The following is a 13443-nucleotide window of genomic DNA, read 5'->3' on the forward strand; positions in this document are numbered from 1 at the left end:
AATTAAATTTTTTCTGCAATCCTTAATTTTGCACTTCTAGAGCGTTTGTTCTGTCTTATTTCTTCTTCACTTGGCACAATGAGATTGCCAACTTTTTTAAAGGGTTTTTTGATGTTCCCATAAAAATCTTTTTGAATGTCATCTTCAAAATTTCCACTTCTGATAAAATGTTTCACAAGCCTATCTTCTAAAGAGTGATATGAAATCAAGCTAAGTCTGCCACCTGTTTTTACAACATCAGTTGTTTGCAATAAAAATTCTTTAAGTGCTTCAATTTCTTGATTGACTTCTATGCGTAAAGCTTGGTAAATTTGAGCTAAAAATTTATTGATTTTGGTTTGTGGTAATAATGGCTCTAAAATTGTATTTAGCTGAAATGTTGTTTCAATAGGCTGTTGTTGTCTTGCTGAAATTATTGCAAAGCAGTCAACTTTGGAGCCATTCTCAACTCTGCATATTGTCGTATAATTGAAATCAATTTGTCTTCAGAATATTCATTAACAATCTTTTTGGCTGTCAGGTCTTGGCTCTGATTCATCCGCATATCTAAATCAGCGTCAAATCGTATTGAAAAGCCACGTTCGGCAGTATTGAATTGATGAGAAGACACACCAAAATCGGCTAAAACTCCATCGACAGATTCAAAACCGTGAAATTTTAAAAAGCGTTTGAGATATCTAAAATTTTCTGGAATTAAAAGGAATCTATCATCATCAATTTTGTTTTGTAATGCCGCTTCGTCTTGGTCAAAACCAATTAATTTTCCTTTAGAATTTAGTTGATTTAAAATTTCATAAGAATGTCCACCACCACCAAATGTGGCATCAACATAAACGCCGTCGGGTTTGATGTTGAGACCTTTAACGCTTTCATTGCGCAAAACGGGTATGTGATAGTCATTCTGTGTCATCATTGTTTCCCATTACGTCTTCGGCTAAATCTGCAAAATCATCGACATCTTCAATTGAAGATTCGTAGAGGTCTTTATCCCATATTTCTATAATATTGATGGCTGAAGACAGCACTAAGTTTTTATTGATATCAGCGAAGGTTTTTAAATCTTTTGGAACCAGTAATCTACCATTGGTATCGACTTCAACAACTTTGACACCAGCAGTAAACTTTCTGATAAAATCGTTGTTTTTCTTTTTAAATCTATTGAGACCATTAATCTTTTGCATTAACACATTCCACTCCTGCATTGGGTAGAGTTCGAGACATTTTTGAAACACAGAACGCTTTAAAACAAAGCCATCTTCTAAGTGGGAATGCATTTGCTTTTTTAGGGCAGAAGGCACTAATAGCCTTCCTTTTGCATCTATTTTGCACTCATATGTTCCGATGTAGTTTGTCATTGACCTCAATAATTAGGTCAAATATATCAAAAAAATTACCACAATTTACCACTTTTTACCACATTGTTGATAAGTTTTTTGAAAGTAGCACTTATAGCTATTTGGAAGAAACAGTAAATGCAGAGTTTTTAAGTCTTAATTTAGGATATCCTTATTCTTATATAAACCACTAAATTTCAGTAAGATAAGTCAATAAATTTGTTGTTTTAATGCGAGGAAATATATATTGCATAATAACTTTGCATATGATAAAATACACTTCACAATTTCAGTACTGCGAGACCGTATCGCAGTAAAACTTAGAACTTACAGTGAAGAAATTGAAATCATAGAAAATGGATAAATCCATTCACAATCGAATATTTGCAAACCATAGCCAATGCACAATCCTAAGCGTTTCAACGGTTTTAAATAGTTGGATTGGAGCCATTCTATTTATAACAAATCCGATATCTATAACTTTAAATTCTGACTTTAAATTCTAACTTTCTTATAAACCCTAATTTAATTTAACGTAAGTTCGATTTATTGAAAGCTATAAATCAGATGGTTATATCTTTTTGTAAGCAAATTTTGTTATTTCGAACGAAGAATGAGGAGAAATCTCATTCTACTGAGATGTCTCGTCGTTCATGTTTCGCTCTGTCAACATGACAAATGATTAAATATCTGTATTTTATATGAATATATTTTATTGCAATTTATATCGAACTCACGTTAATTTATATAAATCAGAAAGCAAAATATTATAACTGCCTGATCAGAAAACTCAACTCAAGCCCAATTGTCAAAGCCACTTCCCTGTATTTTTCATCCTGCTGAGTTGTGCCATCAAATTGTTTTGGATCGGGATAGGTCAAATTGAAACGCTCTAAGGCATTTGGAATAAATGGGCAATTTTCCGAGGCTTGCTCACAAAGCATAATGGCATAAAAGTTATCACTCGGATTTTGAGCATCGTTATATAATTTTGAAAAGCACTTGATAACATTAGAATTTCCGTAATTCACTTCAACTATTGAATTGCTTGTGTTTTGGGATTTTTGAGCGTCAAAGCCTAAATATCTTAGACAACTTATCGCGTTATCATTAACCGCTGAAACTTCTGTGCCACCAGAATAAGACTCTAAAGCAATATCATAATAATCGGCAAGGACTGTTGCCCAAACTTGACCAAATATACTCCGACGTGAATTATGTGTGCAAACAAAAATGAGTTGAAAAGGCTTTGATGAATGCTGCTGTTTTAAAGTTTCAGCAATGGCTTTAATTTGATGTTTTCTTTCAAGGTCAATTTGATGGTCTTCCTTTTCAAATTGTTGTAGAAGCGATTGAATTGAATTATTCATGTTTTAATATTTCCATTTGTTAGCAATAGCCACAAGCGATAACATCACTGGCACTTCAATCAATACACCAACTACTGTCGCTAAAGATGCACCAGAATTAAGACCAAATAGCGAAATGGCTACCGCAACAGCCAGTTCAAAAAAGTTGCTCGCACCAATCATAGCCGATGGCGAGCAAACACTGTGTTTTAGTTTTAAATAACGACCGATAAACCAAGTGACAAAAAAGATAAAATAAGTTTGAATGGTCAATGGTATGGCAATTAATAAAATATCAAAAGGTTTGTTTAAAATTTTATCGCCTTGAAAGGCAAACAACAAGACCAAAGTCGTGATGAGGGCAATCATAGAGACAGGTTTCAGACGATGTAAAAACACATTTTTAAACCAATCTATACTGTATCTTTTTATTAAATATTTGTTTGAAACATAACCTGCTGTGAGTGGAATAACGACAAAAATAACAACTGAATAAATCAAAGTATCATAAGGAATCTGAATATTAGTTACCCCAAGCAAAAATTTGACAATTGGAATGAAAAGCACCAATAAAATAATGTCGTTTAAAGACACTTGAACGAGTGTATAATTAGCATCGCCTTTGGTTAAATACGACCACACAAAAACCATAGCCGTACAAGGTGCAAGACCTAGGATGATAGCTCCAGCGATATACTGCTCTGCATCTTCTGGCGATAAATAGGCACTAAAAATTTGATCTAAAAACAGCCACGCAAAAAATGCCATGGTAAAAGGTTTGACTAACCAATTTATGACTAAAGTTAAACCTACAGCTTTGTTATTTTTAGTAACGTTTTTTAAGGATGAAAAATCAATTTGCACCATCATCGGATAAATCATCATCCACACCAAAATGGCAACTGGAATATTGACTTTTGCAACTTCTAAATCGCTTAAAAATTGAATAGAATCGCCAAACAGTCGTCCTATACCAATGCCAACTAAGATAGCCAAAGCAACCCAAACGCTCAGGTATTTTTCAAATTTTCCCATAGCTTAACAGCAACCGCTTTCAGGCGAACAACAGGCTTGTGAAGCTTGCAATTCACTTAATTTAACTTTAGGTTTTGACGCTGAAACTCCACATTTGTCTTTAGCCAAACAATCGGTTTGTAATGGTATGAGTTTAAAAACTGAATCGTCAAAATCCAAACCATAAGTTTCAATGGTTTGACCTTGGTATTCCACTTCTATTGTTAAATCCTCATTGAGTTTGAGTTGTTTTTCAGAAAGTTCGATAATTTTATTTAATTTTTCAGCTTGAAGTCTGTGATTTATATCATCGGCTGTCCAGAGTTGAAAATTGATGATATCCTGAAAACGCTCTGTGCCACCACAATCAATAAAATGTTTGGTAACTTTACCAACTTCTGTCACATGAAAGTGCGAAGGCACTTCTGTACCATTGGGTAAAATAAATTTGAGATTTTCAATTTGCTTTAAATGATTTTTAATTTCAGAGAGTGTCATAATTTTATGTTTTAATTTGATTTAATAATATACGTCGGTATTGATTTAACAACAGTCGTCATTGACGGAAATATTGCGGTCTAAAAACGCATTGAGTGTGTTTTTTAATTGTGTCCATTGTTCATCATCAATACAATAGCAAACGCTCGTGCCTTCAATATTACCTTTGATTAATCCAGCATTTTTAAGTTCTTTAAGATGTTGAGAAATGGTCGGTTGTGCTAAATTAATTTGACTGACCAAATCTCCGCAAATACAAGATTGTGCTTTAAATATTTCTTGTAAAATTGCTATTCGAGCCGGATGGGCTAATGCCTTAGCTATAGATGCAATTTGGTTTTGTTCCGCTGTAAAATTTTCTGTTTTGGTTAAACCCATGTTTTGATTTTTTAGCACTTAGCCTATATTAAACTCTTACTAACCACAGCTCACTGCTCACTGTTCACTACTATTACTACATTGCAATATTACGATTAATATTCAATACTAAAAAAGTAATAATTATTTTATTTTCAAAATGTAAGTTTTGAACTGTATAAATATTCTCTTATATTTTACAATTTCTTTAATTTTAACCCAACTAATTGATGTATTTTTACGACATATGAAACGAAAACTACGTATAAACGGTCATTCTCACTTATTACCTTATCCCGAACAGATTCCTAAGTTTATGAAAGAAAAAGGCATTTTTTGGGTGGACGATGAACGTAAATTTATGCTTCAAAAAAACTGGAAACGCCCCGTAACCGATCTGAGTTTTTTTCTTGATGATAAGTTAGAATGGATGGAGCGTTATAATATTGACCATGCGGTGGTGCTGAATCTATCTCAACTTTACGGTAACGGACTACGTGTGGAAGAAATGAAAAAAGCTTTGCGATTTCAAAACGATTTTAATGCAAAAGTTCAAAAAGAAAACCCCACAAAATTTACTTGTGGTTTTGTGGTACATCCGGGTTTCGTCAAAAGTGCTTTGTGGGAAATTGAACGTCGCGTAGAAGAACTCGATATGCGTATTCTTTGCTTACCAACTCATTACATGGATTCTATCGGCACTTGGCGTTGTATTTTTGACGAAGAAAACGAACCTATTTTTGAGCTTGCCAGCAAATATAATCTTGCGGTTGAAGTTCATCCGTATGATGGTGAAAAATTTATCAAACTTGAAAACACCGCTTGGCGCTTTCATCTGATTTGGATGTTGGCTCAATGTGCTGATGCTTATCACTTTTTAACCCTTAATGGTTATCCTGACAAATACCCAAATATGCGGGTTTGTTTTGCTCATGGCGGACAACTCGCACAAATCAATTTAGGGCGAAGAATTCAGGGTTTTGATGGACGTCCTGATTTATTTAAAGGCAAAGTTCACCCGCGAAAATCAGTAGGTCATAAAAATATTTTCTTTGATACTTTGGTGCACGACACCAAATCATTTAAACTTCTGTTAGAAAATCAAAAAAGCAAACAAATTATCGCTGGACTTGATGATCCTTATCCACTTGGTGAAATGGAAAGCCAACCGCAATCATCCTATCCTGGCAAACTTTTGGATTTGGCTGTTGAGCAAAATATTATTTCAGCTAAAGAACGCGACGAAATTTGGAGTAACAATGTGGTAACTTGGTTGTTTGGAGAAGATGAAAAACTAAAAACTGATTTTTATAAACGTATTGGTCACCATGAAAATAATTGACAAAAGCATAGAAGCTTACAGTATTGAGCACAGCGAAAATGAGCCCAAATTTCTAAAAGCCCTTGCCAAAGAAACCTGGCAAAAAGTGCTTCAACCACGAATGCTCAGCGGTGCTTATCAAGGCAGATTATTGAGTTTAATTTCAAAAATTGTCGCCCCGAGTTGCATTTTAGAAATAGGCACATACACCGGGTATTCAAGTTTATGTCTTGCTGAAGGCTTAGCTGAAAATGGCGTATTACACACTATTGATGTTAATGAAGAGTTGGTTGACATTCAGCAAAAACATTTTAAAAACTCTCCGTTCTATCAAAATATCAAAACCCATCTGGGTGATGCTCAAAACATTATTCCTAAAATTGATGCTAAATTTGACTTGGTTTTCATCGATGCCGATAAACAAAATTATAGTCTGTATTTAGATTTGGTGATGCCTAAACTCAATCCTAAAGCCGTTATTTTATCAGATAATGTGCTCTGGGACGGCAAAGTCGTCAACCCACAAATCCACGATGAAGACACGCTGGCTTTACGGGCTTATAATGAAAAACTCATTACACATTCACAATTAGAAACGGTATTGTTACCGATTAGAGATGGATTAAGCATTAGTCGATTAAAAGATTGATTTACTTAAACTTTCAACGTTTTAAAGTAAAATGCCCTGAAACACTTTGTCCAGAATTCATTTCAATTTTATACCAATAATCTTGTGACGGCATTGTTTTGCCATTATACGTGCCATCCCAACCAATCAGTAAAGGTGAAATATTATCCAGCAATTTGCCATACCTGTCAAAAATAAAAATATTTTTGACGTCGTTTTCACTTTGTCTGATGCCTTTGATTTGCCAAAAATCATTAATCCCATCATTATTTGGTGTAAAGAAATCAGGGATTTGAAGTGCAATAAAATTTAATGTTACTTCACCACAGCCATTTTTATCTCTGACAATAATGGTGTTTTCAATTTGATAAATATCAAAAGTATTGGAGTCTGTAAAACCACTATCATTTAACGCAAATTCATAGTCACCACTGCCTTGGGCATTGATTATAACTTGTCCATTTCCCGCAAAACCAGTTTGAGTAAAACTCACTTCAGGTAAGCTTGAAGCATTTACACTAAAATTTTTAGTGTTTGTGCAAACCACTTCAAGACCATCGATCATTTGAACACTTGTGACCTCAACACTAAAACTTCCTGCTTCATTCACCTGAATACTTTCTGTGGTTTCACCAAGATTCCATTCATAGAATGTTTCGCCTTGCGTGTTCACTATGCTGGCATCAAGCGTTACATTGTCATCAGAATTTTCACAAATTAAAAATTCAGATTCAACATTACTAAAAATAGGAGCATCAATTTTTTGAAGAACAACAGGAACAAGACCTAAACAATAATTGTCAGCTTCTACACGAGCAAAAATTGTTAAAGGCAAAAGTTCAGTTTCTATTTCTATAAAACCTGTGTTAATTGAATTGGTTTGATTGATGGCATCGTTTTCTGAAAAATATAACTCTATATTTTGAGCTTGAATTCCAAGAACACTTAAAACTTGATTTTGAATGGCTTGATTGGTAAAAGACGTCGGACTGGTTTCTTGGACAGGACAAACTGTAAACGTAATTTCATCAAAAACTTGACTGTTTCCACTCAACTGAACACTTGCTACAGCAGTGCAATTATTAGCGTTCAAGACACGAACAAAAACATTTTGGTTAGACGTTGTATTTTCAAATGTATTAGGATTTTGAATAGGATTGATGCCTAATTCAGCTTCGTTTTGGGTTAAATAAAAATTTAAAATTTGCAAACTGTTATCTATTTGATTACTCACGTCAAATAAGTTAAAGACTCCAAATCCATTAGCATCAACACAAGTATTGAGACTTAAATCTTGTGGTAAACTCATTTGATCAAAACTGATTTGAACTTCATCAATAGCCGTGCATCCACTTGTTAAATCAGCTTCAACACTGTATTGACCTGCACCAAAATTAGCTTCAGAAACTGTGATATTGTCATCGGTATCATTAATCAATTGACCGTCAAAAAACCACCTAATCGCTGTAACTTCATCATTTTCTACCTGAAGATTTAAGGTTTCGCCTTGGCAAAGGGTTTGGTCTTGACCCAAATCTACGCCAATATTAAAACTGTTTCCTTCTATAAAAACGGCAGAATCATATCTAAAGTTAGTTTCGTCAGCAATCACTAATTTGATTTCATAGGTTTGACCAGCTATAACATCACTTTCAGCGGTTAAAATTGCCGTTTGTCCATTAAAGTTTATCGGAGCATTTACATCATTAAACTGTCCAAAAAATTCTTCATTAATCGCATCACAAGCACCCGGAATTTCAGGTCTAACTGTGGTCACTTGAACAGGAGTGTTAGTGCCAGGCACAAGTGCTAAATTTTGAAACTGTCCACCAACAGGTCGGATCAAAAAAGCAAAGGCGTCAGAAAAATCACAAGTTGAAGAGTTGTTTTCTCGATATTCTTCGGAAGCAAATAGATATCGAAAACTGATGCTATTGGCTTGTGGTACAAACGAAAATTCAAAAATTGTAGCATTGATGGTATTGCTGATACCGAGAATATTTTCTAAATCTTGATCGCCAGACCAATTGGCAGCATCATCATCACTTAGGGAATTATTTGGTCCAGGCACGTTGCTTAACCGACCAGTGGTTAAAACAATGCCGTTGTCAAAAGGAAAGTTAGCGTTGTTGGCATCAAAATATCCATAACTCAATTCACCGTTTGAAAAATTGCCAGAAACCGTGTTAGTCACATTGATGTTATCAACACAATTAGTGCCAAACAACACGTCTTCAACAAGTTGTTGATCTGAAAATGTGTTAGAACTCACACTGATATTTTGACTAAAAGAAAATAGAGTAAAAATAAGAGAAGCAATGAATAAGCTAAAACGTATAAGATTCAACACAAATAATTTTGAATTAAGACTTATAAAAAGCCATTTAGTTTAAACCCTAACGCTATCTGGTACCAAAACGGTATAATCGCCACCATTTCTGATGACATCTCTCACAATTGAAGACGAGATATAGCTTTTGCCACTTGAAGTTAGCAAGAAAACGGTTTCTATTTTTTGTAATTTTCTGTTGGTGTGTGCAATAGCTTTTTCAAACTCAAAATCAGCGGGATTACGCAAACCTCTTAAGATAAAATCAGCTTCATTTTCAATACAATAATCAACGGTTAGTCCTGAATAAGTATCGACTTTTATTTTGGGTTCATCTTTAAAAGTATCTATCAAAAACTGCTTGCGTTGTTCTAAGCTAAACATATATTTTTTGTTGGCATTCACGCCAATAGCTAAGATAATTTCATCAAACAAGGTCATTCCACGACAAATAATATCGTAATGCCCTATCGTTAAAGGATCAAAAGAACCAGGAAAAACCGCACGTTTCATAACAAAACTTTTGGGGTAAAGATAATAAAATAAAAGCGTCTAAGCCATCTCAATAGCATTACTAAAAAGAGCCGATAAAGAAATGCCAGTAGCTTTAGCTTGTTGAGGTAAAATACTGGCTTTGGTCAAACCTGGACAGGCGTTGATTTCTAAAAAATGCGGTTGACCATTGTGAAAAATAAATTCTGAACGTGTCAAACCTTTCATCTTTAATATTTTAAAAATTTTAACCGCTAAATTTTGAACAGATTGGGTTTCATTTTCTGTTAAATTGGCTGGTGTGATTTCTTGAGATTTGCCATAATATTTAGCTTCAAAATCAAAGAATTCATTTTCTGAAATAATTTCTGTAACAGGCAAAGCCTTAACTTCTCCTTGATAATTTATCACCCCAACGGAAACTTCTCGACCATCGAGAAAGGATTCAATAATCACTTCGTCGTCTTCTTTTAAAGCGTGATTTATCGCTTGTGGGATTTCGTCTTTGGTTTTAACTTTAGTAATTCCAAAACTACTACCAGCCCGATTGGCTTTGACAAAACAAGGCAAACCTACTTTTTTGATGATATCATCAGCATCAATAACATCACCTTGATTATAAAAATAATTTTCGGCAGTTGGTATGCCATAGGCTTTTAAAACACTGATGCAGTCTCTTTTGTTATAGGTTAAAGTCGCATTGTAATATTCAGCGACCGTTTGTTTGATGTTTAAATTTTGAAGATAACCTTGTATCAAACCATCTTCGCCTGGCGTGCCGTGAATGGTATTAAACACGACATCAAAGGTGATTTTTTGTCCATCGATTACAACAGAAAAATCGGATTTGTCAATGGGATATTTTTGGGCGTCGTGCCAAACATACCAATTGTCTTTTAAAATATGAGCTTGGTAAACATTATAATCGTTTTTTAGATGCTCATAAACATTTTCTCCACTTTGTATGGAAACATCACATTCACTGGTGTAGCCACCCATAGCGATGGCGATGGTTTTTTTCATATCAGTTATTAAGTTTTTCAGTCATCACATTGACCAAATCCGATTGCTGAATTTGTTCTTGTTTGCCACTGTTCATATTTTTTAGTGTCAAATTTTTGTTTTGAATTTCATTTTCGCCAAGTAAAGCTACGTATTGATATTCGTTTTTATTGGCGTAAGTCAATTGCTTTCTTGGTTTATCAGCATCAGGATACAATTCTCTGCAATACCATTATTTCTAAGTCTTGTAATCAACTTAATGGAATGACGAGCTTCATTTTCTCCAAAGTTGATAAACAACAAACGATTATTTTTGACAAGGTTTTCAGGAAATAAATTTAAACTTTCCATCACCAAAAATATCCTATCTAAGCCAAAAGAAATGCCAACACCGCTTAAATCTTTAAGACCGAAAATACCAGTCAAATCATCGTAGCGACCACCACCACCAATGGAACCCATCTTTACGCCTTCAGGAGCTTGAACTTCAAAAATAGCTCCAGTATAGTAATTCAAACCGCGTGCTAAGGTAACATCAAAATCTAATTGACAAGCTTTTAAGTCTAAATCGCGAGTTTGGTTGACGATAAATTCTAATTCTTCTACACCTTTTAAACCGATGTCTGAAGATGACAATAAAGTTTTAATTTGGTTGAGCTTGGTTTGCATATCGCCTTGTAATTCAAAAATAGGATTGAGTTTTTCAAGGGCTTGTTGATCAATACCTCGCTCCAACATTTCTTCAATCACTTTGTCCTTACCGATTTTGTCAAGCTTGTCTAAAGCCACTGTAAAATCAACAAGTTTATCAGATTCGCCAATGATTTCTGCCAGACCGCTTAAAATTTTTCTGTTGTTGAGTTTGATTTTGCAACCTTTTAGTTTTAGTTGATTAAAAACAGCATTGTAGAGTTGTATAAACTCTACTTCCTGCCATAAACTATGGCTTCCAACCACATCGGCGTCGCATTGATAAAACTCTCTAAAACGACCTTTTTGCGGTCGATCTGCACGCCAAACCGGCTGAATTTGAAAACGTTTAAACGGAAAATTTAACTCGTGTTGGTCTGCACCACATAGCGTGCAAATGGGACGGTTAAGTCGTAACGTAAGGCTTTGCCCGAGATTTTTGATGTAATTTGTGTTGCGTCTTTGGTTTCATAAAGTTTATTATCAACTTTTTTCAAATAATCACCTGAATCTAAAATCTTAAAAATCAACCGATCGCCTTCGTCGCCATATTTTCCCATCAAGGTTGAAGATTTTTCAAAACTTGGGGTTTCAATGGGTTGAAAACCAAACAGCTGAAATTGATGCTTGATCGAATCAAAAATAAAATTACGCTTGGCGATTTCGCTAGCATTAAAATCTCTTGTGCCTTTTGGTATAGCGGGTTTTTGAGCCATTAATTTGGTTTTAGTTTTGGGCGTTAATCCACTTGTTAAAATACTTGAACAACTCGCCTTTTGTGATATTTGCACCTTGTTTAATCAATGCAAAGATATCTTTATTTCTATCATCACTCAAAGCTTTGGTGGCTTCGTGAATTTCAACTTCATCGGCAAGCAAATTATCTTGTAGCCATTGGTAACCTTCTTTAGTCATGATGTCAATTTCTGGATGCTTAACTTCTATTTTTATCAAATCAATTTGCACCTCGGTAAATCTAAACAAAAACATATATTTTGCTGAAATATGTTCGAGATATTCTACTTTTTTGAGCACACCTTCCCAAACCAAATCGCTAAAAATATCGAGTTCTTCTTCAGCCACTTCGGGTTTGTTTTTTTTAATGTCTGCCCACTCTTCAGCAGTAATAGATTGTGTGGCGAGAAAATTGATAAATTCCTGATGCAATTCTTCAAATTGCTCTTTGGTTAATCTTTCGTATTTCATGTTTGCAAAAGTAAAGAAATTGATTTGTATAGCTGTTTATGTTCTATATTTTTGATTTTAAAAAGTGAGATATTATTTGAAGTTTCAAAACCTGTTAGGTTGGCTTTTTAGGTATTCAATGAAGAGTTTAAACTTATCAATATAGATTCTTTAGTATATAATAAAAAAGCCCTTGAAAATCAAGGGCTTAATGTTTATAAAGTGACCCTGGAGGGATTCAAACCCCCAACCGTTGGAGCCGAAATCCAAAGCTCTATTCAGTTAAGCTACAGGGCCATTATTTCAAAATATAATGCATAAAAATTATGCTAAAATATACTTTTATTATTTACTAAGTAGCCGAAATCCATTCCACATGTGCGAGACAGTTGAGCTACAGAGCTAAAAAGTTTTGCAAAATTACAAGAAATATTGCTTACTATGTGAAGTTTTTAAGTTTTTTTATTTTGGAGTCAATTTCGCAAAGGCAGGACTATTCAGTTAAGATACAGAACTGATTTGAATCTAATTTTTAACACACGTACTTCGTTAAATTCTTTTTCTTCTCACTTCTATAATCTTAAAATCAATTAGTGCATTCGTGGCAAAATAAAATTAGTGTATTCGTGGCAAAATAAATAAGACTTTTAAATATTCAAAAACTAAAAACTTGCAATTATTCTGATTAACGCATCATAGTCTTAAGAAAGCATCTTTTGTCAACCAAATTTAAAATTAACAAGACCTCACACGTCTCACAGACACATAAGATATAAAACAATAATCACGCAATCTAAGCCAACTCTTGCTTCACAATCTTAGAAATCACAGCACCTTCAGCTTTGCCAGCCATCTGTTTACTGGCAATGCCCATCACTTTTCCCATATCTTTCATACTACTTGCACCAGTTTGCTCTATAATTTGCTTGACTTCTTTAGCAATAGCCTCTTCGCTCATTTGCTCAGGCAAAAACTCTTCAAGTATTTTCACTTCATTCAATTCTTCTTCAGCCAAATCATCTCGGTTTTGCTCTTGATAGAGTTTTGCGGAATCTTTGCGTTGTTTCACTAACTTTTGGATGAGTTTAAGCTCTTCAGCTTCAGTCATTTCACCACTAAAGTCACCACTGGTTTTGGCTTTCAAAATTTCACTTTTTATAGAACGCAAAGAAGTTAAAGCTACTGTATCTTTAGCTTTCATTGCCACCTTCATTTTGTCCATCACTTGTTTTTCTAAACTCATA

General features: G+C 34.3%; 12 protein-coding genes, 1 tRNA gene and 2 pseudogenes. 2 read left to right on the plus strand and 13 right to left on the minus strand.

Features of this window, described 5'->3' with window-relative positions:
* Window positions 1-2: 2 nt before the first annotated feature.
* From rsmH to IGB25_RS13860, 6 genes and pseudogenes are all read right to left on the minus strand, one after another.
* Window positions 3-913, minus strand: a pseudogene (rsmH, locus tag IGB25_RS13835) (16S rRNA (cytosine(1402)-N(4))-methyltransferase RsmH).
* Window positions 897-1355, minus strand: a complete 459-nt coding sequence (mraZ, locus tag IGB25_RS13840) for a division/cell wall cluster transcriptional repressor MraZ (RefSeq protein WP_211065500.1) — start codon at window positions 1353-1355, stop codon at window positions 897-899. The pseudogene rsmH and the gene mraZ overlap by 17 nt, the downstream one beginning before the upstream one ends.
* 746 nt (window positions 1356-2101) lie before the next feature.
* Window positions 2102-2704, minus strand: coding sequence for a hypothetical protein (locus IGB25_RS13845; protein ID WP_211065501.1), 603 nt, complete (start codon window positions 2702-2704; stop codon window positions 2102-2104).
* Window positions 2705-2707: 3 nt separating this feature from the next.
* Window positions 2708-3718: an ACR3 family arsenite efflux transporter gene (gene arsB / locus IGB25_RS13850; protein WP_211065502.1), complete on the minus strand. Its 1011-nt coding sequence runs from the start codon at window positions 3716-3718 to the stop codon at window positions 2708-2710.
* 3 nt (window positions 3719-3721) lie between these two features.
* Complete coding sequence (locus tag IGB25_RS13855) at window positions 3722-4195, minus strand: DUF6428 family protein (RefSeq protein ID WP_211065503.1); 474 nt, start codon at window positions 4193-4195, stop codon at window positions 3722-3724.
* Between the two features lie 45 nt (window positions 4196-4240).
* Window positions 4241-4573: a helix-turn-helix transcriptional regulator gene (locus IGB25_RS13860; protein ID WP_211065504.1), complete on the minus strand. Its 333-nt coding sequence runs from the start codon at window positions 4571-4573 to the stop codon at window positions 4241-4243.
* Window positions 4574-4799: 226 nt separating this feature from the next.
* Between IGB25_RS13860 and IGB25_RS13865 the strand changes: the two genes are divergently transcribed.
* Complete coding sequence (locus IGB25_RS13865; protein ID WP_211065505.1) at window positions 4800-5894, plus strand: amidohydrolase family protein; 1095 nt, start codon at window positions 4800-4802, stop codon at window positions 5892-5894.
* Window positions 5881-6522, plus strand: a complete 642-nt coding sequence (locus tag IGB25_RS13870) for an O-methyltransferase (RefSeq protein ID WP_211065506.1) — start codon at window positions 5881-5883, stop codon at window positions 6520-6522. The genes IGB25_RS13865 and IGB25_RS13870 overlap by 14 nt, the downstream gene beginning before the upstream one ends.
* 13 nt (window positions 6523-6535) lie before the next feature.
* On the opposite strand, the gene IGB25_RS13875 is transcribed toward IGB25_RS13870, so the two are convergent.
* The 7 genes and pseudogenes from IGB25_RS13875 to IGB25_RS13905 all read right to left on the minus strand — a co-directional run bounded on the left by IGB25_RS13875 (window position 6536) and on the right by IGB25_RS13905 (window position 13442).
* Window positions 6536-8773, minus strand: coding sequence for a T9SS type B sorting domain-containing protein (locus tag IGB25_RS13875; protein WP_211065507.1), 2238 nt, complete (start codon window positions 8771-8773; stop codon window positions 6536-6538).
* Window positions 8774-8890: 117 nt separating this feature from the next.
* Entirely contained in the window at window positions 8891-9343 is a 453-nt protein-coding gene (gene coaD, locus IGB25_RS13880) for a pantetheine-phosphate adenylyltransferase (protein ID WP_211065508.1), read from the minus strand.
* A 39-nt stretch (window positions 9344-9382) separates the two neighbouring features.
* Window positions 9383-10345 carry a D-alanine--D-alanine ligase gene (locus tag IGB25_RS13885; RefSeq protein ID WP_211065509.1) on the minus strand — a complete coding sequence of 321 codons (963 nt, stop codon included), beginning with the start codon at window positions 10343-10345 and terminating at the stop codon, window positions 9383-9385.
* A 1-nt stretch (window position 10346) separates the two neighbouring features.
* A pseudogene (gene hisS, locus IGB25_RS13890) lies at window positions 10347-11730 on the minus strand (histidine--tRNA ligase).
* Between the two features lie 10 nt (window positions 11731-11740).
* Window positions 11741-12220 carry a DUF6495 family protein gene (locus IGB25_RS13895; RefSeq protein WP_211065510.1) on the minus strand — a complete coding sequence of 160 codons (480 nt, stop codon included), beginning with the start codon at window positions 12218-12220 and terminating at the stop codon, window positions 11741-11743.
* A 202-nt stretch (window positions 12221-12422) separates the two neighbouring features.
* Window positions 12423-12496, minus strand: a tRNA-Arg gene (locus IGB25_RS13900).
* 496 nt (window positions 12497-12992) lie between these two features.
* The gene (locus IGB25_RS13905; protein WP_211065511.1) at window positions 12993-13442 is read right to left on the minus strand and encodes a GatB/YqeY domain-containing protein; all 450 of its coding nucleotides are present in this window, start codon (window positions 13440-13442) and stop codon (window positions 12993-12995) included.
* Between the last annotated feature and the right edge of the window lies 1 nt (window position 13443).

It is taken from the genome of Flavobacterium sp. CS20, from assembly GCF_018080005.1.
Taxonomy (GTDB): Bacteria; Bacteroidota; Bacteroidia; order Flavobacteriales; family Flavobacteriaceae; genus Psychroflexus.

Coding starts and splice junctions, on each gene's coding strand:
- arsB (WP_211065502.1), bottom strand. CDS start 3,718: ATGGGAAAATTTGAAAAATACCTGAGCGTTTGGGTTGCTTTGGCTATC.
- IGB25_RS13860 (WP_211065504.1), bottom strand. CDS start 4,573: ATGGGTTTAACCAAAACAGAAAATTTTACAGCGGAACAAAACCAAATT.
- IGB25_RS13865 (WP_211065505.1), top strand. CDS start 4,800: ATGAAACGAAAACTACGTATAAACGGTCATTCTCACTTATTACCTTAT.
- IGB25_RS13855 (WP_211065503.1), bottom strand. CDS start 4,195: ATGACACTCTCTGAAATTAAAAATCATTTAAAGCAAATTGAAAATCTC.
- coaD (WP_211065508.1), bottom strand. CDS start 9,343: ATGAAACGTGCGGTTTTTCCTGGTTCTTTTGATCCTTTAACGATAGGG.
- IGB25_RS13895 (WP_211065510.1), bottom strand. CDS start 12,220: ATGAAATACGAAAGATTAACCAAAGAGCAATTTGAAGAATTGCATCAG.
- IGB25_RS13870 (WP_211065506.1), top strand. CDS start 5,881: ATGAAAATAATTGACAAAAGCATAGAAGCTTACAGTATTGAGCACAGC.
- IGB25_RS13845 (WP_211065501.1), bottom strand. CDS start 2,704: ATGAATAATTCAATTCAATCGCTTCTACAACAATTTGAAAAGGAAGAC.
- mraZ (WP_211065500.1), bottom strand. CDS start 1,355: ATGACAAACTACATCGGAACATATGAGTGCAAAATAGATGCAAAAGGA.
- IGB25_RS13905 (WP_211065511.1), bottom strand. CDS start 13,442: ATGAGTTTAGAAAAACAAGTGATGGACAAAATGAAGGTGGCAATGAAA.
- IGB25_RS13885 (WP_211065509.1), bottom strand. CDS start 10,345: ATGAAAAAAACCATCGCCATCGCTATGGGTGGCTACACCAGTGAATGT.